This is a genomic window from Halorubrum ezzemoulense DSM 17463, assembly GCF_002114285.1.
Classification (GTDB): domain Archaea; phylum Halobacteriota; class Halobacteria; order Halobacteriales; family Haloferacaceae; genus Halorubrum; species Halorubrum ezzemoulense.
In genome coordinates, this window is the sequence record NZ_NEDJ01000036.1 from 15,475 (window position 1) to 34,196 (window position 18,722).

28 protein-coding genes and 1 pseudogene are annotated in these 18,722 nt (G+C 68.4%); 28 read left to right on the forward strand and 1 reads right to left on the reverse strand.

The genetic code is table 11. From position 1 onward, the window contains the following. The first annotated feature begins 75 nt into the window (after window positions 1-75). The 25 genes from B9H04_RS10815 to secY are packed head-to-tail and all read left to right on the forward strand — an operon-like array spanning window position 76 to window position 14,420. Entirely contained in the window at window positions 76-942 is an 867-nt protein-coding gene (locus B9H04_RS10815) for a putative RNA uridine N3 methyltransferase (RefSeq protein WP_085682699.1), read from the forward strand. A 4-nt stretch (window positions 943-946) separates the two neighbouring features. Continuing rightward, window positions 947-1,963 (forward strand): 50S ribosomal protein L3, encoded by a 1,017-nt coding sequence (locus tag B9H04_RS10820; RefSeq protein ID WP_049930179.1) that lies wholly within the window; start codon window positions 947-949, stop codon window positions 1,961-1,963. 3 nt (window positions 1,964-1,966) lie between these two features. Next, a complete protein-coding gene (gene rpl4p / locus B9H04_RS10825; protein WP_049930180.1) occupies window positions 1,967-2,713 on the forward strand; it encodes a 50S ribosomal protein L4 in 747 nt (248 codons plus the stop codon). Then, complete coding sequence (locus B9H04_RS10830; protein ID WP_049930182.1) at window positions 2,710-2,964, forward strand: 50S ribosomal protein L23; 255 nt, start codon at window positions 2,710-2,712, stop codon at window positions 2,962-2,964. Before rpl4p ends, B9H04_RS10830 begins: the two co-directional genes overlap by 4 nt. Window position 2,965: 1 nt before the next feature. Beyond that, window positions 2,966-3,688: a 50S ribosomal protein L2 gene (locus B9H04_RS10835; protein ID WP_049930183.1), complete on the forward strand. Its 723-nt coding sequence runs from the start codon at window positions 2,966-2,968 to the stop codon at window positions 3,686-3,688. Beyond that, complete coding sequence (locus tag B9H04_RS10840; RefSeq protein WP_049930185.1) at window positions 3,685-4,110, forward strand: 30S ribosomal protein S19; 426 nt, start codon at window positions 3,685-3,687, stop codon at window positions 4,108-4,110. The genes B9H04_RS10835 and B9H04_RS10840 overlap by 4 nt, the downstream gene beginning before the upstream one ends. A gap of 3 nt (window positions 4,111-4,113) precedes the next feature. After that, entirely contained in the window at window positions 4,114-4,578 is a 465-nt protein-coding gene (locus tag B9H04_RS10845) for a 50S ribosomal protein L22 (protein WP_006114468.1), read from the forward strand. After that, window positions 4,578-5,516, forward strand: coding sequence for a 30S ribosomal protein S3 (locus tag B9H04_RS10850; RefSeq protein WP_049930186.1), 939 nt, complete (start codon window positions 4,578-4,580; stop codon window positions 5,514-5,516). The genes B9H04_RS10845 and B9H04_RS10850 overlap by 1 nt, the downstream gene beginning before the upstream one ends. Beyond that, window positions 5,516-5,734, forward strand: coding sequence for a 50S ribosomal protein L29 (gene rpmC, locus B9H04_RS10855; protein ID WP_006114466.1), 219 nt, complete (start codon window positions 5,516-5,518; stop codon window positions 5,732-5,734). The genes B9H04_RS10850 and rpmC overlap by 1 nt, the downstream gene beginning before the upstream one ends. 1 nt (window position 5,735) lies before the next feature. Then, a complete protein-coding gene (locus tag B9H04_RS10860; protein ID WP_049930188.1) occupies window positions 5,736-6,194 on the forward strand; it encodes a ribonuclease P protein component 1 in 459 nt (152 codons plus the stop codon). Continuing rightward, the gene (locus tag B9H04_RS10865) at window positions 6,185-6,529 is read left to right on the forward strand and encodes a 30S ribosomal protein S17 (protein WP_006114464.1); all 345 of its coding nucleotides are present in this window, start codon (window positions 6,185-6,187) and stop codon (window positions 6,527-6,529) included. Before B9H04_RS10860 ends, B9H04_RS10865 begins: the two co-directional genes overlap by 10 nt. Beyond that, window positions 6,529-6,927, forward strand: a complete 399-nt coding sequence (locus B9H04_RS10870) for a 50S ribosomal protein L14 (RefSeq protein WP_004597429.1) — start codon at window positions 6,529-6,531, stop codon at window positions 6,925-6,927. The genes B9H04_RS10865 and B9H04_RS10870 overlap by 1 nt, the downstream gene beginning before the upstream one ends. Before the next feature lie 2 nt (window positions 6,928-6,929). Next, window positions 6,930-7,286, forward strand: coding sequence for a 50S ribosomal protein L24 (rplX, locus tag B9H04_RS10875; protein WP_049930190.1), 357 nt, complete (start codon window positions 6,930-6,932; stop codon window positions 7,284-7,286). Next, window positions 7,283-7,996 carry a 30S ribosomal protein S4e gene (locus B9H04_RS10880; protein WP_085682700.1) on the forward strand — a complete coding sequence of 238 codons (714 nt, stop codon included), beginning with the start codon at window positions 7,283-7,285 and terminating at the stop codon, window positions 7,994-7,996. The genes rplX and B9H04_RS10880 overlap by 4 nt, the downstream gene beginning before the upstream one ends. Then, window positions 7,989-8,513, forward strand: a complete 525-nt coding sequence (locus B9H04_RS10885; protein WP_049930678.1) for a 50S ribosomal protein L5 — start codon at window positions 7,989-7,991, stop codon at window positions 8,511-8,513. Before B9H04_RS10880 ends, B9H04_RS10885 begins: the two co-directional genes overlap by 8 nt. Then, window positions 8,510-8,683: a 30S ribosomal protein S14 gene (locus B9H04_RS10890; RefSeq protein WP_004597423.1), complete on the forward strand. Its 174-nt coding sequence runs from the start codon at window positions 8,510-8,512 to the stop codon at window positions 8,681-8,683. Before B9H04_RS10885 ends, B9H04_RS10890 begins: the two co-directional genes overlap by 4 nt. Before the next feature lie 2 nt (window positions 8,684-8,685). After that, complete coding sequence (locus B9H04_RS10895) at window positions 8,686-9,078, forward strand: 30S ribosomal protein S8 (RefSeq protein ID WP_004047215.1); 393 nt, start codon at window positions 8,686-8,688, stop codon at window positions 9,076-9,078. Between the two features lie 2 nt (window positions 9,079-9,080). Beyond that, a complete protein-coding gene (locus B9H04_RS10900; RefSeq protein ID WP_049930194.1) occupies window positions 9,081-9,614 on the forward strand; it encodes a 50S ribosomal protein L6 in 534 nt (177 codons plus the stop codon). Between the two features lie 3 nt (window positions 9,615-9,617). Beyond that, window positions 9,618-10,328: a 50S ribosomal protein L32e gene (locus B9H04_RS10905; protein ID WP_085682701.1), complete on the forward strand. Its 711-nt coding sequence runs from the start codon at window positions 9,618-9,620 to the stop codon at window positions 10,326-10,328. Further along, entirely contained in the window at window positions 10,321-10,782 is a 462-nt protein-coding gene (locus B9H04_RS10910) for a 50S ribosomal protein L19e (RefSeq protein ID WP_049930197.1), read from the forward strand. Before B9H04_RS10905 ends, B9H04_RS10910 begins: the two co-directional genes overlap by 8 nt. After that, on the forward strand, window positions 10,782-11,339 hold the full coding sequence (locus tag B9H04_RS10915) for a 50S ribosomal protein L18 (RefSeq protein WP_049930198.1): 558 nt from the start codon (window positions 10,782-10,784) through the stop codon (window positions 11,337-11,339). Before B9H04_RS10910 ends, B9H04_RS10915 begins: the two co-directional genes overlap by 1 nt. Next, the gene (locus B9H04_RS10920; RefSeq protein WP_049930200.1) at window positions 11,332-11,979 is read left to right on the forward strand and encodes a 30S ribosomal protein S5; all 648 of its coding nucleotides are present in this window, start codon (window positions 11,332-11,334) and stop codon (window positions 11,977-11,979) included. The genes B9H04_RS10915 and B9H04_RS10920 overlap by 8 nt, the downstream gene beginning before the upstream one ends. Further along, on the forward strand, window positions 11,979-12,443 hold the full coding sequence (locus B9H04_RS10925) for a 50S ribosomal protein L30 (protein ID WP_049930202.1): 465 nt from the start codon (window positions 11,979-11,981) through the stop codon (window positions 12,441-12,443). The genes B9H04_RS10920 and B9H04_RS10925 overlap by 1 nt, the downstream gene beginning before the upstream one ends. Next, a complete protein-coding gene (locus tag B9H04_RS10930) occupies window positions 12,440-12,937 on the forward strand; it encodes an uL15m family ribosomal protein (RefSeq protein WP_049930203.1) in 498 nt (165 codons plus the stop codon). The genes B9H04_RS10925 and B9H04_RS10930 overlap by 4 nt, the downstream gene beginning before the upstream one ends. A 1-nt stretch (window position 12,938) precedes the next feature. Then, window positions 12,939-14,420 carry a preprotein translocase subunit SecY gene (gene secY / locus B9H04_RS10935; RefSeq protein ID WP_085682702.1) on the forward strand — a complete coding sequence of 494 codons (1,482 nt, stop codon included), beginning with the start codon at window positions 12,939-12,941 and terminating at the stop codon, window positions 14,418-14,420. A 511-nt stretch (window positions 14,421-14,931) separates the two neighbouring features. Here the strand turns inward: secY and B9H04_RS10940 are convergent. Continuing rightward, entirely contained in the window at window positions 14,932-15,690 is a 759-nt protein-coding gene (locus B9H04_RS10940) for a hypothetical protein (RefSeq protein ID WP_049930207.1), read from the reverse strand. 189 nt (window positions 15,691-15,879) lie between these two features. Here B9H04_RS10940 and B9H04_RS10945 point away from each other — a divergent pair, with 189 nt between their 5' ends. From B9H04_RS10945 to B9H04_RS10955, 3 genes and pseudogenes are all read left to right on the forward strand, one after another. After that, window positions 15,880-17,010 (forward strand): tRNA (guanine(26)-N(2))-dimethyltransferase, encoded by a 1,131-nt coding sequence (locus B9H04_RS10945; RefSeq protein ID WP_049930208.1) that lies wholly within the window; start codon window positions 15,880-15,882, stop codon window positions 17,008-17,010. Window positions 17,011-17,119: 109 nt separating this feature from the next. Further along, window positions 17,120-18,442, forward strand: coding sequence for a YihY/virulence factor BrkB family protein (locus tag B9H04_RS10950; protein ID WP_049930209.1), 1,323 nt, complete (start codon window positions 17,120-17,122; stop codon window positions 18,440-18,442). Window positions 18,443-18,457: 15 nt separating this feature from the next. Continuing rightward, window positions 18,458-18,722 (forward strand): annotated as a pseudogene (locus B9H04_RS10955) (phosphatase PAP2 family protein); the annotation flags it as partial.

Here is an 18,722-nt window from a genome sequence, read left to right on the forward strand (position 1 = left end):
CGCGGCACAGCCGGATATCGGGACCGCTATCCTTTTACCGTGCCGTCCGGAATCGAAGGTTACAGTCTCGCCACGATGCGTACCGAAGACGGACTCACGATCTGTGTTCCGTCTTCGCTCGTCCGGGAAGCCGAGGACGACCGCGAGGCGACTCGCAAACTCGGCTACGTCGCCCGTGCGGCGGCGGTGTTCCGGGCGGATCGGCTCGTGGTCTTCCCCGACCGGGAAGGCGACGGGCGACGGGGCGGGGAGTACGTCCGCACCGTGCTGGGGTACGCCGCGACGCCGCCGGAGCTCCGAAAGGACCTCTGGGGGCAGCGCGACGAACTCCGGTACGTCGGTGTGCTTCCCCCGCTCCGCGTGCCGTGGCGGACCGGCTCGACCCCTAGCGGGGAAGAGTCGAAAACACAGGGACTCGTGACCGAGGTCGGACCTGAAGGCCGCGTCCGGGTCAATTCCCCGCTGCGGGAACACCCGATCTCCCTGCTCGTCCCCTCCGAAATGGAGGTCGAGCGGGGGGAGCGCGTCACCATCAGGGTCTCTTCGAGAGAACCGGTCCGCGCCCGCATCACCGGGAAGCCGGAGGTCGGCTTCCAGGTCGCGGCCGCGGACCTGTCGGAAGCGCTCGCCGGCGCCGGACTGGCCGTCGCGACGTCGCGACACGGAGCGGAACTCTCCGTCTCGCGGCTCGGCGACCTCGTCTCGGACGCCCGCGAGGCCGGCGGTTACACCGTCGCCTTCGGCGCGCCCGAGCGGGGGCTTCCGGAGATGCTCGGGCTTCCGCCCGACCGCATTCGGGCGGCCGTCGCCGACGGCCGCTCGGTCGAACCCGATCCGGGGTTCGACCTCTGGCTGAACACGATCCCGGCACAGGCGAGCGAGGTCGTCCGGACGGAGGAGGCTCTGTTCGCGACCCTCGGCTCGCTCACACTCACGGAGTAAACACATGCCACAACCAAGCCGACCACGAAAAGGCTCGCTGGGCTACGGCCCGCGCACCCGCGCAGACAGCGAGGTGCCGCGCATCCGTTCGTGGCCAGAAGACGACGGGGCCCCTGCGCTGCAGGGATTCGCCGGCTACAAGGCCGGGATGACCCACGTCATGATGGTCAACGACGAGGCGAACTCGCCGCGTGAAGGGATGGAAGAGGCCGTCCCCGTCACCGTCGTCGAGACGCCGCAGATGCACGCCGTCGCCGTGCGCGCCTACGAGAACACGCCGTACGGACAGAAGCCGGTCGAAGAGGTCTGGGCGACCGAGTTCCACGAGGAACTCGACCGCGCGCTCGACCTCCCGGCGGAAGACACCTTCGAGGAAGACGCCGACGAGCTCCGCGCGCTGCTCGACGACGACGTCGTCGACGACGTGCGCGTCATCACGCACACGGCGCCCTCGGAGCTCTCGAACGTCCCGAAGAAGAAGCCCGACATCATGGAGACGCGCGTCGGCGGCGGCTCCCTCGAGGAGCGCGCCGACTTCGCGCTGGACCTCGTCGCGGAGGGCGGCGCCCACGAGTTCGGCGACGTCTTCCGCGCGGGCCAGTACACCGACGTCTCCGGCATCACGAAGGGGAAGGGGACGCAGGGTCCCGTCAAACGCTGGGGCGTTCAGAAGCGGAAGGGCAAACACGCCCGCCAGGGATGGCGGCGTCGGATCGGCAACCTCGGTCCGTGGAACCCCTCCCGCGTCCGCTCCACCGTCCCCCAGCAGGGGCAGACCGGCTATCACCAGCGCACCGAGCTCAACAAGCGCCTCATCGACTTCGGCGAGGGCGACGACGCCTCCGTCGACGGCGGCTTCGTCAACTACGGCGAGGTCGACGGTGAGTACGCGCTCATCAAGGGCTCGCTGCCCGGTCCGGACCAGCGCCTGCTGCGGTTCCGCCCGGCCATCCGGCCGAACGACCAGCCGCGCCTCGACCCCGAGGTCCGGTACGTTTCCACCGAATCCAACCAGGGATAACCAATGAACGCAACAGTACACGACCTGGACGGCGAGGAGGCGGGCAGCGTCGAGCTGCCGGCCGTCTTCGAGACCGCGTTCCGACCGGACCTCATCGGTCGCGCGGTCGACGCCGCTCAGGCCAACCGGAAGCAGGCCTACGGGGCCGACGAGTTCGCCGGGCTGCGGACGCCCGCCGAATCGTTCGGCTCCGGCCGCGGGCTCGCGCACGTGCCACGTTCCGAGAACGTCGCCCGTCGCGTCCCGCACGCCGTGTCGGGGCGCGCCGCGCACCCGCCGAAGGCCGAGAAGGACCAGTCGAAGCAACTGAACGACAAGGAGCGACAGCTCGCGATCCGGTCGGCCATCGCGGCCACGACCGACGCCGAGCTCGTCGCCGAGCGCGGCCACGCGTTCGACGAGGACCTCGACCTCCCGCTCGTCGTGAGCGACGAGTTCGAGGGCCTCGAGAAGACGCAGGACGCCCTTGGCGTGCTCGAAGCCGTCGGCGCCGACGCCGACATCGAGCGCGCCGAGGAGGGTCGCTCCGTCCGCGCCGGACAGGGCAAGGCCCGCGGCCGCAAGTACCGCCAGCCCAAGTCCGTCCTCGTCGTCACCAGCGAGGAGCCGTCCCGCGCCGCCCGCAACCTCGCGGGCGTCGACGTCGCGACCGCTCGCGAGGTCAACGCGGAGGACCTCGCGCCCGGCGCGCACCCGGGCCGACTCACGCTGTGGACCGAGAGCGCCGTCTCGGAGGTGGCCGACCGATGAACTCGATCATCGAGCATCCGATCGTCACCGAGCAGGCGATGAACGAGATGGACTTCAACAACAAGCTGCTGTTCCTCGTCGACGTGGACGCGACCAAACCGGAGATCGAGTCCGAGGTCGCCGAGCGCTACGACGTGGGCGTCGTCAACGTGAACACGCAGGTGACGCCGCAGGGCGAGAAGAAGGCGGTCGTCACCCTGTCCGCGGACGACGACGCGACCGAAATCGCCTCGCGTATCGGGGTGTTCTGAGATGGGACGACGAATCCAAGGACAACGGCGCGGACGCGGCGGCCCGACGTTCCGGGCCCCCTCCCACCGTTACAAGGCGGAACTGTCGCACAAGAAGCTCGAAGACGTGGACACGGTCACCGGCGAGATCGTCGGGATCGAACACGACCCGGCCCGCTCGGCCCCCCTCGCGGAGGTCGAGTTCGAGGACGACGACCGTCGGCTCGTGCTCGCGCCGGAAGGCGTACGCGTGGGCGAGACGATTCAGGTCGGCGTCTCGGCCGAGATCAAGCCGGGCAACACGCTCCCGCTGGCGGAGATCCCCGAGGGCGTCCCGGTGTGTAACGTCGAGAGCAACCGCGGGGACGGCGGGAAGTTCGCGCGCGCCTCCGGCGTGTCGGCGACACTCCTCACCCACGACCGCGACGTCGCGGTCGTCCAGCTCCCCAGCGGCGAAGTGAAGCGACTCGACCCGCAGTGCCGCGCCACGATCGGCGTGGTCGCGGGGGGCGGCCGGACGGAGAAACCCTTCGTCAAGGCCGGCAACAAACACCACAAGATGAAGGCGCGCGGCACGAAATACCCGCGCGTCCGCGGCGTCGCGATGAACGCCGTCGACCACCCCTTCGGTGGCGGTGGTCGCCAACACCCCGGCCAGCCGAAGTCCGTCTCGCGGGACGCCCCGCCGGGACGCAAGGTCGGTGACATCGCATCCAAGCGCACCGGACGAGGTGGCAACAAATGAGTTCAGACTACCGAACCGGCCGCGAGGGCGAGGAGTTCGCCTACCGCGGTCACTCGCTCGACGAGCTGCAGGAGATGGACGTAGACGAGGTCGCGGAACTGCTCCCCGCACGCCAGCGGCGAAGCATCGTTCGCGGACTCGGCACCGAACAGCAGAAGCTGCTGGAGACGGTCCGGAGCCGCGACAAGGAGACGACGGCGGACGACCCGATCCGGACGCACCTGCGCGACATGCCGATCCTGCCGGAGTTCGTCGGCGTCACCTTCGCCGTGTACAACGGCCACAGCTTCGAGCGCGTTCAGGTTGAGCCCGAGATGATCGGGCACTACCTCGGTGAGTTCCACCTCACGCGAAGCACCGTCGAACACGGTCAGGCCGGCATCGGCGCGACCCGGTCCTCGAAGTTCGTGCCCCTCAAGTAACCCATGGGAATCAACTACAGCGTCGAGGCCGACCCGGAGACCACCGCCAAGGGGATGCTCCGCGACCGGCCCATCAGCGTGAAGGACAGCAAGGAGATCTCCCGAGAGATCAAAGGCGAGACGGTCGCCGACGCGGAGGAGTTCCTCCAGGAGGTCATCGACGAGGAGACTTCGGTGCCGATGCGCCAGCACAACGCCGGCGCGGGCCACCGCTCCGACATCGACGGCTGGGACGCGGGACGGTACCCCGAGAAGGCCGCCAAGGACTTCCTCAAGCTCTTGGAGAACGTCAAGAACAACGCCGACGAGCAGGGGTTCGACGGCGAGGCGATGGTCATCAAACACGTCGCCCCTCACAAGGTCGGCGAGCGACCCGGTCGGAACCCCCGCGCCGCGGGCGCGACCGAGTGGAACACCACGCTCGCGGACGTCGAACTGATCATCGAGGAGCCGGAGGCTGACAACTAATGGCTGACGAACACCAATTCATCGAGGACGGCCTGCGCCGTTCCCAGATCAACGAGTTCTTCGCGGACGAGCTCGGCCGCGCCGGCTACGGCGGGATGGACGTCGCCCAGACGCCGATGGGCACGCAGATCGTCCTGAAGGCCGAAAAGCCCGGGATGGTGATCGGGAAGGGCGGGAAGAACATCCGCAAGATCACCACCGAGCTCGAGGACCGCTTCGACATGGACGACCCGCAGATCGACGTTCAGGAGGTCGACGAGCCCGACCTGAACGCCCAGATCGTCGCGGACCGTCTGGCGAACGCCCTCGAACGCGGCTGGTACTTCCGGAAGGCCGGTCACACGACGATCGACCGCATCATGGACGCGGGCGCGCTGGGCGCCGAGATCGTCCTGTCCGGCAAGGTCACCGGCGCGCGCTCGCGCGTCGAGAAGTTCAACCGCGGCTACATCAAGCACAACGGCGAACCCGCCGAGGAGGTCGTCGACCACGGCCAGGGCGTCGCCGTCATGAAGCTCGGGACGATCGGCGTCAACGTGAAGATCATTCCGCCGGGGGCGACGCTCCCGGACGACTTCCAGATCCGCGAGGACGCCGAGGTCCCCGAGGTCGAGCAGGCGGCCGCCGGCGCCGGCGACGACGAGGGCGTCGAGGCGCTGCTCGAAGAGGATCCGGAGGAGGTTCCCGACGTGGGCGCCGACGAGGATGTCGATGTCCCCGACGAGGACCCCGCGGATGTCATCGACGAGGAGGTCGTCGAGGAGGTCGTCGAGGAGACGCAGGACACGGCCACCGAGGCGACCGACGTCGCCGCGGAGGAGCCGGTCGGCGACGCGGACGCCGACGAGCTCGACGAACTGGACGAAGAGATCGAGTCCGAGGCGGCCGACCTCGTCGCGGAGATGGAGGCGGCCGACGAGGAGGAGGAGGACGAATAATGGCGATCCTCTACACCGACGAGATCCGCGACATGACCGCGGCGGAGCGCCAGGTCGAACTCGAGGAGCTCGAGACCGAGCTGCTCAACTCGAAGGCGCAGCGGGCGGCCGGCGGCATGCCGGAGAGCCCGGGCCGCGTCAACGAGCTCAAGAAGACGATCGCCCGGATCAAGACGATCCAGGCGGAAGAAGGCGACTTCGACGAGGACGAAGCGTAAGATGAGCTCCCCCGACACACTCGTTCGGCACGAGCTCGTCGGCCTCCCGGTTCGGGTGGCCGACGCCGACAGCGACGCCCACGTGGGTATCGCCGGTCGCGTGCTCGACGAGACGTTCGGTACCCTCGTGGTCCGAACGGCGTCGGGGGACAAACGCGTGCCCAAGTCGGGCGCGACGTTCGAGTTCGGCGTCGCCGAGACGCCGACCGCTCGCACAGATGAAGCCGCCGGCGACGGACAGTCGCCGGGGTCCGCGTCCCAACTCGGGTCGGATACTACGGGGGTCCGCCCCCGTCAGTCTGGCCCGTCCGGATCCGCAAGCGTCGTCGACGGTGACGGCGCGGGTCCGGCGAGCCGCCGAGGCGAGTGCAAAGACGCGGTCTACGCGACGGTGGATGGCGATCGGTTGCGATATCGGCCCGCCGAACGCACCGAACGAGGTGCCACACAATGGCGATAGGAATCGACGTACCCACGCCTCCGGAGCCAGACAACCCGGAGGATTACGACTACGAGAAATGCCCGTTCTACGGGCAGCTCTCCGTCCGCGGCCAGACCCGCGAGGGAACGGTCGTGTCGACGGATATGGAAAAGACCGTCATCGTCGAGCGAGAGTACGACGTGTTCGTACCGAAATACGATCGGTACATGAAGCGTCGCTCGCGCATCCCGGCCCACGTGCCGGGCGTGCTCGACTCGCTCGAAGTCGGTGACGAAGTGACGATCGCGGAGACGCGACCGCTCTCGAAGACGAAGTCCCACGTCGTCGTCGAGATCCGCTCGGGTGATCAGTGATGGAGGCGCTCAAGGCCGACGTCACGCAGGGGCTCTCGAAGGGCTCGCTGATCACGTGCGCCGACAACACCGGCGCCCGTGAGCTGAAGGTCATCTCCGTGTCGGGCTACTCCGGCACGAAGAACCGCCACCCGAAGGCGGGGATCGGCGACAAGGTGACCGTCTCGGTCACCAAAGGGACCCCGGAGATGCGGCGGCAGGTGCTGGAGGCGGTCGTCGTCCGCCAGCGCAAGCCGATCCGCCGTCCGGACGGCACGCGCGTGAAGTTCGAGGACAACGCGGCCGTCATCATCGACGACCTCGAGGAGCCGCGGGGCACGGAGATCAAAGGCCCCGTCGCCCGCGAGGTCGCCGAACGGTTCGGGAGCATCGCCTCGACCGCGACGATGATCGTCTAACTATGACGAAACAGCCACGCAAACAACGAAAACGGTCGGAGACCGCGCCGCTCCACGAGCGGCAGAATCAGGTCCGGGCCACCCTCACCGACGAGCTCCGCGAGGAGTACGGACAGCGCAACGTCCGCGTCAACGCCGGCGACACCGTCGAGGTGCTTCGCGGCGACGCGGCCGGCACGGAGGCGGAGGTCGTCTCCGTCGACCTGTCCGCCGAGCGGATCACGGTCGAGGACGTCACCGTCGAGAAGGCGGACGGGGAGGAGGTTCCCCGCCCGATTCCGGCGAGCAACGTCCGGGTGACCGAGCTGGACCTCGAGGACGAGCGCCGCGAGGCGCGGCTCCAGGAGGATAACGAATGACGCGACACCAGAAGCGACTGTCAGTACCGAACTCCTGGCCGGTCGAGCGCAAGACGAACACGTTCACCGTGAAGGCGGGCGCGGGCCCGCACGGCGAGGCGGGCGTTCCACTCGTCGTCCTGCTGCGGGACGTGCTCGGCTACGTCGACTCGACGAAGGAGGCGCGCTACGCGCTGAACAACGACTCGATCCTCGTCAACGGGGACGCCGTCTCGGACGAACAGCGTCCGATCGGGATGTACGACATCCTGGCGTTCCCCGAGCGCGGGGAGTACTTCCGCGTCTTCCCCGACGAGGGCGGTCGGCTCGCGCTGACTCCCGTCGACGAGGACGCCGCGGGCAGCCGGCTCGGGAAGATCACGAACAAGACCGTCGTCCCCGGCGGCGTCACGCAGCTGACGCTCCACGACGGGACGAACGTCCGCGTCGACGACGACGCAGACTACGAGACGAACGACTCGATCGTCGTCGACAACGAGACGAAGGAGATCGTCGCCCACTTCGAGTACGAGGAGGGCGCCTTGGTGACCGCCGTCGCCGGCCAGCACGCCGGCCAGATCGGCGAGATCGAGGACATCGACGTGACCCTCGGCTCCGGCGACAACACCGTGACCGTCGCCAGCGAGGACGGCGGCTACGAGACGGTCGAGGAGTACGTCGTCGTCATCGACGAGAACTTCACCGACGACGAGGGTGATGCGGATGAGTGAAGCCGAGAGCGCCGACCACGAGATGCGCGAGCCGTCCCTCGAGAAGGTCGTCGTCCACATGGGCGTCGGGCAGGGCGGTGAGCCGCTCGCGGACGCCGAGGAGATCATCGAGGAGATCACGGGCCAGCAGTCGGTCCGGACCACCTCGAAGCGCACCATCGCCGAGTTCGGGATCCGCAAGGGCGACCCGATCGGCGTCAAGGTGACGCTGCGGGGCGAGGACGCGCACGCGTTCCTCGAGACCGCGCTCGATCTCGTCGATGTCTCGCGGAGCCAGTTCGACGACACGGGTAACCTCAGCTTCGGGGTCGAGGACCACACCGACTTTCCGAGCCAGGAGTACGACCCCAACATCGGGATCTACGGCCTCGACGTGACGACGACGATCGTCCGTCCCGGCTACCGCGTCTCGAAACGCGACAAGGCGACGGGGACCATTCCCTCCCGCCACCGGATGACAGCCGAGGACGCGGCCGCGTTCCTCGAAACGAACTTCGACGTCGAGGTAACCGAATGAGCGAAGCGAACAACGACACGGGCGAGCACGCCGCGAAACGCACCGACTCCCGGCACACGTGCCGGCGGTGCGACCGCGAGCAGGGACTCGTCGGCAAGTACGACATCAACCTCTGCCGGCAGTGCTTCCGCGAGGTCGCCCGAGACATGGGATTCGAGAAGTACAGCTGATCATGACGGGAAACGATCCATTCACCAACGCGCTCGCCGGCATGGACAACGCCGAGAGCGTTGGCCACCTGTCGTACACGGTAGAGCCCGCTTCGAACATCATCGGCTCCGTCCTCGAGGTCCTCTACGACCGCGGGTACGTCGACGGCTTCGAGTACGTCGACGACGGGAAAGCCGGGAAGTTCGAGGTCGAACTGAAAGGCGCGATCAACGAGTGTGGCGCCGTCAAGCCCCGCTACTCCGCGGGTGCGGACGAGTTCGAGAAGTGGGAGAAGCGGTACCTCCCCGCCCGTGACTACGGGACGCTCATCGTCACGACGAGCCACGGCGTCATGAGCCACTACGAGGCCCGCGAGGAGGGCATCGGCGGCCAAGTGATCGCATACGTCTACTAACAATGAACAGAGTCGAAATCGAGATTCCGGACGACGTCTCCGCCGAGACCGACCACCTCGAACTCACCGTCGAAGGACCCAACGGGAGCGTCACGCGACGCCTCTGGTACCCCGACGTCGACGTGACGATCGAGGACGGCGCGGTGGTCATCGCGACCGAGAACGAGGACGCGAAGACCAACGCCACCGTCGGCACCTTCGAGAGCCACGTCGCCAACATGATCCACGGCGTCACCGAGGGCTGGGAGTACGCCATGGAAGTGTACTACGCCCACTTCCCGATGCAGGTGAACGTGGAGGGCGACGAGGTCGTCATCGAGAACTTCCTCGGAGAGAGCGCCGCGCGGCGCACCCCCATCCGCGGAGACACGGACGTACAGATCGACGGCGAGACGGTCACGCTCTCGGGCTCCGACAAGGAGGCCGTCGGCCAGACCGCCGCCGACATCGAACAGCTGACGAAGGTGACCGACAAGGACACGCGCGTCTTCCAGGACGGCGTGTACATCGTCGAGAAACCCACCGGAGGTGCCTAACCGATGGCAGACGAACTGGAAGACATCAGCGGTGTCGGTCCCTCGAAGGCGGACGCGCTTCGCGAGGCCGGCTACGAGACGGTCGAGGACGGGAAGGCCGCCTCCCAGTCGGCGCTCTCCGAGGTCGACGGCGTCGGCAACGCGCTCGCAGCGCGTGTCAAGGCCGACGTCGGCGGGCTGGAGGTCGACGAGGAGGCGGACGCGGAGATCGAAGACGAGACCGACGAGGAGGAGCCGGTCGACGAGGCCGAGGAGTCCGAGACGGTCGAGACGGAGCGTCGGCCCCGCGGTCACGCCGACAAGACGCCGGAACTGGACGACGAGACCGCTCGCGCGCTCGCACAGAAGCACCGCGAGGGGAAACCGCAGTTCAACCGGCAGGACTACCACAAGAAAAAGCGGATCCCGACGTCGTGGCGCAAGCCGCGCGGCGGGCTCTCCAAGCAGCGCCGTCGCATGAAGTCGAAGGGGCCGGTCGTCGAGGCCGGCTTCCGCTCGCCGACGGCGTCGCGCGACCTACACCCGAGCGGCTTCGAGGAGGTCCGCGTTCACAACACGGACGATCTTGAGGGCGTCGACGGCGACACGCAGGCGGTGCGGATCGCCTCGAAGGTCGGCGGTCGAAAGCGCGAACTGATCGAAGACGAGGCGGAGGAGCGCGGCATTCGCGTGCTGAACCCGACCTACGTCGAAGTGGAGGTCGACGATGAGTGATCTGAAGGCGCAGAAACGGCTCGCAGCGGACGAGCTCGACGTCGGCAAGGGCCGCGTCTGGCTCGACCCCGAGGCACAGGAAGAGATCGAGGACGCCATCACCCGCGAGGACGTCCGCGAGCTCATCGAACAGGGAACGATCCGCGCGAAGGACGCGAAGACGAACTCGCGCGGTCGCGCCCGCGAGCGCGCCGACAAGCGCTCGTACGGGCATCAGTCGGGCGCCGGCTCCCGCAAGGGTCGCTCCGGCGCGCGACAGGACACGAAAGACGACTGGAAGGCGCGCATCCGCGCACAGCGGGCCCGCCTGAAGGAGCTTCGCGACGACGAAGACGTGCTCGACGCCTCCGAGTACCGCACGCTGTACAACAAAGCGAGCGGGGGAGACTTCGAGGACGTCGCCCGTCTCGAGGCGTTCATCGAGACGCAGTACGGTTACGAGGTGACGGACTAATGGCGACAGGACCACGATACAAGGTGCCGATGCGGCGCCGCCGCGAGGTCCGGACGGATTACCATCAGAGGTTGCGCCTGCTGAAATCGGGCAAGCCTCGCCTGGTCGCTCGGGTGAGCAACGCTCACGTCAGGGCGCAGCTGGTGACCCCCGGATCCGACGGCGACGAGACCCACGCGGCCGCCTCCAGCGAGGAGCTCGGCGAGTACGGCTGGGACGCCCCCACGGGCAACCTCCCCAGCGCGTACCTCACCGGGTACCTCGCGGGCGCTCGCGCCGTCGACGCCGGCCTCGACGAGGCCGTCCTCGACATCGGGCTCAACACGGCGACGCCCGGCAACAAGACGTTCGCGGTACAGGAAGGAGCGATTGACGCGGGCCTCGAGATCCCGCACAACGACGACGTGCTGGCCGACTGGTCGCGCACGCGCGGCGAACACATCGCCGACTACGCCGAGCAGCTCGACGAGCCGCTGTACAGCGGCGCGTTCGACGCCAGCGAGCTACCCGAGCACTTCGACGACGTGCTCGCGACAATCCAGGAGGACCATGAGTAGACACAACGACGGCTGGGAACCGCGGACGCGACTCGGCCGCAAGGTACAGGACGGCGACATCACGTCGATGGAACAGGCGCTCCAGTCCGGGCTCCCGCTGAAGGAGGCCGAGATCGTCGACCAGCTCCTCCCGGGGCTCGAAGACGAGGTGCTGGACATCAACATGGTCCAGCGCATGACCGACTCCGGCCGCCGCGTGAAGTTCCGTTGCGTGGTCGCCGTGGGCAACCGCGACGGCTACCTCGGCTACGCGCAGGCCCGCGACGACCAGGTCGGCGGCGCGATCCAGAAGGCGATCGACGTCGCGAAGCTGAACATCATCTCGGTGGACCGCGGCTCCGGGTCCTGGGAGGACCAGCCCGGCGGCACCAACTCCCTGACCCGCACGGCGAAGGGCAAGGCCGGCTCCGTCACCGTCGAGATCAAGCCCGCCCCGCAGGGGCTGGGCCTCGCGGCCGCGGAGACGGTCCGCAACATCCTAGAGCTCGCCGGCGTCGAGGACGCCTGGACGAACTCCGACGGCAACACGCGCACGACGGTGAACCTCGCGAAGGCGACGTTCAACGCGCTGGAGAACGCGGCGCAGTCCCGTACGCCCCAGCACGCGCGCGAAGTCCACTACGACGAGGTGAGCGAGTGATGCAGGCGATCGTTCAGCTCCGCGGCGAGGTTAATCTCGGGTCCGGCGTCGAGGACACGCTCGACATGCTGAACGTCGGGCGCGTCAACCATGCGACGCTCGTCCCCGAGACGGACTCGTACAGCGGCATGATCGCGAAGGTCAACGATGTCGTCGCGTTCGGGGAACCGAGCGTCGAGGCCGTCGCGCGAACGATCGCGCGGCGCGGCGAGCCGCTCGAAGGCTCGGCCGACGTCGACGACGAGTGGATCGACGACAACACCGACTACGCCGACCTGGAGGCGCTGGCCGAGGCGCTCGTCGACGAGGAGACCACGCTGCGCGAGCAGGGTCTCTCGCCGACGCTGCGGCTCCACGCCCCCCGCGGCGGTCACGAGGGCATCAAACACCCCGTGATCGAGGGCGGCGAACTCGGGAAACACACCACCGAGGAGATCGACAGTCTCCTGGAGGCGATGCGATGACGAGCAAGAAACGACGACAGCGCGGCTCTCGGACGCACGGCGGCGGTACGCACAAGAACCGGCGCGGCGCCGGGCATCGCGGCGGTCGCGGCGCGGCCGGTCGCGCGAAACACGAGTACCACAACTACGGTCCGCTCGGCAAGCACGGGTTCAAGCGCCCCGAGGACGCTCAGACGGAGGTCCTCGAAGTGAAGATCCAGAAGCTCGACGAGGACGCGGCGCTGTACGCCGCGGACGGTCTCGCCGAGGAGGACGGCGACGCGTACGTCTTCGACGCGCGCGACGTCGTTGAGGACGGCCACGAGGCTGACGTGGTGAAGGTGCTCGGCGGCGGGCAGGTCCGCCGCGAACTCCGCGTCACGGCCGACGCGTTCACCACCGGTGCGGTCGAGCTCATCGAGGAGGCGGGCGGCGAGGCGACGCTCTCCGAGCGCGCCGAAGAGCCCGCTGACGAACCGGAAAACACTTCCGACGACGAGAACGACGAGGCGTAACATGAGCTGGAAGGAGGCCGCCGAACCGGTGCTCTCGCGGATGCCCGTCGTGGAGCGGCCCGCGGGACACGTCCCGTTCAGACGGAAGCTTACGTGGACGGCCGGAATCCTGATCGTCTACTTCTTCCTGACCAACATCAACCCGTTCGGGTTGGCCGTCGGGCAGGGGTCGGACTTCTTCGGGCAGTTCCGGTCGGTGCTCGCCGGGTCGTCCGGGTCGCTGCTACAGGTCGGTATCGGACCGATCGTCACGGCGTCCATCGTCCTCCAGCTGTTGGGCGGTGCGAACCTCCTCGGGCTCGACACCGAGAACGACCCGCGCGACCAGGTCCTCTATCAGGGCCTCCAGAAGCTGCTGGTGATCATCGTCTCCGCCCTCACGGCGGCGCCGATGGTGTTCACCGGGGGGTTCCTCCCCGCGGACGACGCGGTCGCGAGCGCGCTCGGCATCGGGACGTTCGGCGTTCAGGTGCTGATCTTCGCGCAGATCTTCGTCGGCGGCATCCTCAGCCTGTTCATGGACGAGATCGTGAGCAAGTGGGGCGTCGGCTCCGGCGTCGGGCTGTTCATCATCGCGTCGGTGAGCCAGCAGATCGTCGGCGGCTTCTTCAGCTTCTCCGCACTCGGCGCCTCCGGCTTCTTCGCGAGCTGGTACGGCGTCATCTTCGGCGACGTGCCGGTGTCGATGTCGCCGTTCACGGCGGAGGGGCTCCAGAATCTCCTCTTCGATCCGGGGAACATTCTGGCGCTTTTCACCACGGTGTTCATCTTCGGGATCGTCGTGTACGCGGAGTCGGTCCGCGTCGAGATCCCGCTGTCGCACGCCCGCGTGAAGGGCGCCCGTGGACGCTTCCCGGTGAAGCTCATCTACGCGTCCGTCCTCCCGATGATCCTCGTTCGCGCGCTGCAGGCGAACATCCAGTTCCTCGGCCAGATCCTCTCCTCGCAGTGGGCGGGGATGCCGGCAATACTCGGGACCTACAGCGAGCAGGGGCAGCCCATCGGCGGGCTGTTCTACTACCTGAACCCGATTCAGAGCCGGGGGCAGTGGATGTGGTTCCTCGGTGAGATACCGGCGTCCGTCGAGCCGTGGATGATCGCGATCCGGCTCGCGATCGACCTCGCGTTCATGATCGTCGGCGGCGCCATCTTCGCGATCTTCTGGGTCGAGACTACCGGCATGGGGCCGGAGGCGACCGCGAAACAGATCCAGAACTCCGGGATGCAGATCCCCGGGTTCCGCCGGAACCCGCAGGTCGTCGAGAAGGTCATGGAGCGGTACATCCCGCAGGTGACCGTCATCGGCGGCGCCCTCGTCGGGCTGCTCGCCGTGATGGCGAACCTGCTCGGCACCATCGGGCAGGTCTCCGGCACCGGGCTACTGCTTGCGGTCTCTATCACGTACAAGCTGTACGAGGAGATCGCCGAAGAGCAGCTCATGGAGATGCACCCGATGATGCGCCAGATGTTCGGCAACGAGTAGCGAACATCCACTCCTTTCCGTTCTTCTTCGACCCTGAGCGACTGCGTCGTACTCAGCAGTCTCCTACCGGTGGGAGTCGAAGTGACCGACTCGGACGGCTTCTTCGAGCAACTCGACGAGACCGAGGCGATCGCCGACGATTAACCAGAATCTATCGAAACACCGGTCGAACAGACGGAAGCCGACGCCCCCCGCGCGGATGCGGATACAACGGCCGGCTCAACGTTCACCGAGCCACGACGACGTACGGGTACCTCCGGTACATCGCCAGCTGTCGATTCCGTCGGTGTAAATTCAAACGACACAGTATCGCGCCGAGTCGGTTCCTGACGCTTCGCGTCGACAACGGATCGAGAACTCGGCGTTAGGGGAGCGACCGGTCGGGTTCGGCCGCTATCGCCCGCGACTTCCGAGGCGTGACCAGATCGGGTTGTTCCGGCTGGTCGCCTTTCGCTCGGAGACGCACCGCTCGGCTCGATCCCACCGAGACCGCCGGCCGCGGTCGCCCCGGCTATACGGCGTCGGACCGATCGCTCGCAGCGGCTTCGTCCGCCGCGTCCTCTTCGTCGTCGCTCATCTCCTCGGCGGCTTCTTCGACCTTTTCTTCGACGGTTTTCTCCACCGTCTCTTCGACCTTCTCGCCGACGGTTTCTTCGACGGTTTTCTCCACCGTCTCTTCGACTTTCTCGCCGACGGTTTCTTCGACGGTCTTCTCTACCGTCTCTTCGACTTTCTCGCCGACGGTCTCCTCGACGGTCTTCTCTACCGTCTCGCCCACGGTCTCTTCGACCTTGCCCGAGACCTCCTCGCTGACCGTGTCGCTGACGTCGTCGGCGACCTCGCCGACCTCCTTGTTGACGGTCTCGCCGACGCTCTTCTCGACCTCCTTGCTCACGGTCTCCTCCACCTTCTCGCCGACCGTCTCCTCGACGGTCTTCTCGACCTCCTTGCTCACCGTTTCGCCGACGGTCTTCTCGACCTCCTTGTTGACCGTCTCACCGACGGTCTTCTCGACCTCCTTGTCGACGGTCTCGCCGACGCTCTCTTCGACCTGTTTCCCGACCTGGTCGGCGACCTCGCGCGTCATCCAGTCCGGATCGAAGCGGGCCATCTTCCACACGACGTGGATCACGTACGACGCGAACACCCCGATCCCGAACGCGATCGCGACGTTGTTCACCTGCGTCGTCGCGATCAACACGATCGACAGGACGATCAGCGCGCCGTACGCGATGTCGGTCGCCGCGTCTACCCGCGCCGGGCTTACCATTCCCGGCCCTCCGTCTCCTCGTCGACCGCGCTCGCCCGCCGCGTGGGATATCCGTTCATACGGTTACCTTGCGAGCCCGCGGCGTAAAAGCCTCCCTCGTTGGGCGTCCGCGCCCCGCGCCCGGAGATCCGGAGCGCACCCCCGGACCCGGAGCGCGACCCTTTTAGGCCGGATGGTCGAATCGAGCGTATGGACATCGAAGAGGGCGGACTCACCGTCTCCGTCCCGGAGGCTCGCGACGGCGCCAGCAAGGGCACCGGCGGCGGCGTCTTCTTCAACCCGACGCAGGAGCTGAACCGCGACGTGACGGTCGCGACGCTGCGCGCCTACCGCGACCGCGAACCGCGCGTCGCCTCGTACCTCGACGCGATGGCCGCCTCCGGGGTCAGGGGGGTCCGCGCCGCCGCGGAGGGGTATCGGGTCACCTGCGCCGACGTCGACGCGGACGCGGTCGAGCTCGCCGCCACGAACCTCGACGCCAACGGCCTCGACGGCGAGGCGGTCCACCGCGACGTCAACGCCCTCCTGTACGACGAGGGGCCGTTCGACGTCGTCGATCTGGACCCGTACGGCACACCGATCCCCTTCGCGGACGCCGCGTTCGCGAACGGGCGCAACCTGGTCTGCGTCACTGCCACCGACACCGCGCCGCTGTGCGGCGCCCACCTCAACAGCGGGATCCGGAAGTACGGCGCGGTCCCGCGCAACACCGACTATCACCCCGAGATGGGGCTCCGAACGCTGATATCCGCCTTGGTGCGGACCGCCGCGCGCTACGACAAGGCGGCGACGCCGATCCTCTCGCACGTCTCCCGTCACTACGCGCGGACCTACCTCGAACTGGAGTCGGGCGCCCGCGCGGCCGACGACTGCCTCGACGGCGTGGGGTACGTCGACCACTGCGAGGACTGCCTCTGGCGCTCGGCGACGCCGGGGCACGTCGCCGACCCGGTCGACGCCTGCCCGGAGTGCGGGAGCGACCGCGTCCTCACGGCCGGTCCGATCTGGCTCGGCCCGGTCGCGGACGCCGACTTCGCGCGCGCCGTCCGCCGCGAGGTGACGGACGACATGGGCGAGGCGAAGCGTGCGCGCAAGCTGCTCGGGACGGTCGCTCGCGAACTCGACACCCCCACGCACTACGACCAGCACCGGCTGTACAAGGAGTGGGGTGAGCCCGCGATCGGGATGGACGAGTTCGTCGAGCGCGTCCGCGGGGCCGGCCACGAGGCGAGCCGCGCGCACTACCGTGGCACGGCGGTGAAGAGCACGGCGTCGATCCCCGAGATGCGCGAGGCGGTCCTCGGCGACAACGCGGACTGACGGGGCCGCGGCCGCGTTCGCTCCCGCCGCGAATTCCACCCCACGAGCGCCCGCCCGCGCCGCGCCCGGCACCCTCCCGCTTTTGTCGCGGTCGGTCGAAACGCGTGACGTGTCTCGACACTCGCGCACCGCGTTCGGGACGGTTCGACGCGTCGCCGACCTCGCGGTCGACAGGCAGGTGACGTTCCTCGCGGCCGCCATCGCCTACTACGCGTTCGTCTCGCTCGTCCCCGCGCTCCTGCTGCTGGTCGTCGTCGCCACCGCCGTCTTCGGCGAGACCATCGCCGCCGAGCTGGTGGCGTCCACGGGCGAGTTCCTCACGCCGGCCGGCGAGGAGGCGGTCGTCGGGGCCGTCTCCTCGGCCGGCGGGCGGACCGGCGCGAGCCTGCTCGGGGTCGGGCTGCTGATCTGGTCGACGCTGAAGGTGTTCCGCGGGCTCGACACGGCGTTCGTCTCGCTGTACGGCGGCGAGGAGGCGCCCGGCCTCCTCAAGCAGGTCGCCGACGCCGCCTCGGTCGTCGTCGGCGTCGGCGTCGGCCTCGGCGTGATGGTCGCCGTGGGCGCGTTCGTCGCGGCCGCGGACGCGCTTCCCCTGATCGAGGCGGCGAGCGTCCTCGCCCTGCCCGCTCTCCTCGCGGTCGTGTTCCTCCCGATGTACTACCTCCTGCCGCAGCCGGCGATCGCCGTCCGCGAGGCGCTGCCGGGCGCGGCGTTCGCGGCGGTCTGCTGGACGCTGCTTCAGGCCGGGTTTCAGGTGTACGCCGCGGGCGCCGCGCAGTACGAGGTGTACGGCGTCATCGGCGGCATCCTCCTGCTGGTCACGTGGCTGTACCTCGCCGCCGTCGTCGTCGTCCTCGGTGGCGTGGTCAACGTGGTGCTCGCCGGGCGGGGGACTGGCGGCGACGACTCCGGGGAGGCCGGGGGCGGCGGTCCCGCCGCCGCGTTCGACGGCACCGACGACGCCGCGGACCGGCAGTTACAACAGGACCGCGACCGACCCACGGGTATGAACGGCGAGTCGGATCCCAAGGGGGACGACGGCGAACGGCCGCGCGGCGCGCCGGACGTCGCCGCCCTCGAAGCGGAGGTCCGGGAGCTGCGGTCGCAGCTCGACGAGTTCGAGGACGACGTGGAACGCCGGACGGTCGACAAACCGGAGGTCGAGTCGGAGCTGAAGCGGTACGTCCGCTCGCGGATGCGCCGCGGCCACGCCCGCGGCTGGGGCCCGTACCTCGTGCTGCTGTACGGGACCGTGCTGACGCTCGCCGCGTTGACCTCCCTCGACGGGATCTACGCGGTCGGCGCCATCGTCGTCCTCGGACTCTCGACGCTCGGCCTGTACACGATCTTCGTCGTCGTCGGTATCGGCCTCAACCTGATCGAAACGCCGGGGAAGGCGCTCGACTACGCCCGCCGCCGCGGCGATGACTGACCGGACGACGGACGCGTGACGGGACTCGTCGCCGCCGAGCGTGGGATCGGCGAGTTCGCCGTCGTCGACGCCCTCCCGGAGGCCGTCGTCGTGGTCTTCGCGGCAGTCACCCACCTCGCGGACCCGTGGCTGCTCTTCGCCATGCTCGCCGTCGGCTACTGGTTCGCGAGCGAGGGGGTCGCGGGCTCGCCGCGCCGCGCCGGCGCCACGGCCATCGCGGCCGTCACCTGCGCGTACGCCGCGACGGCGCTCGGCAAGGCGTGGTTCGCGGCCCCCCGCC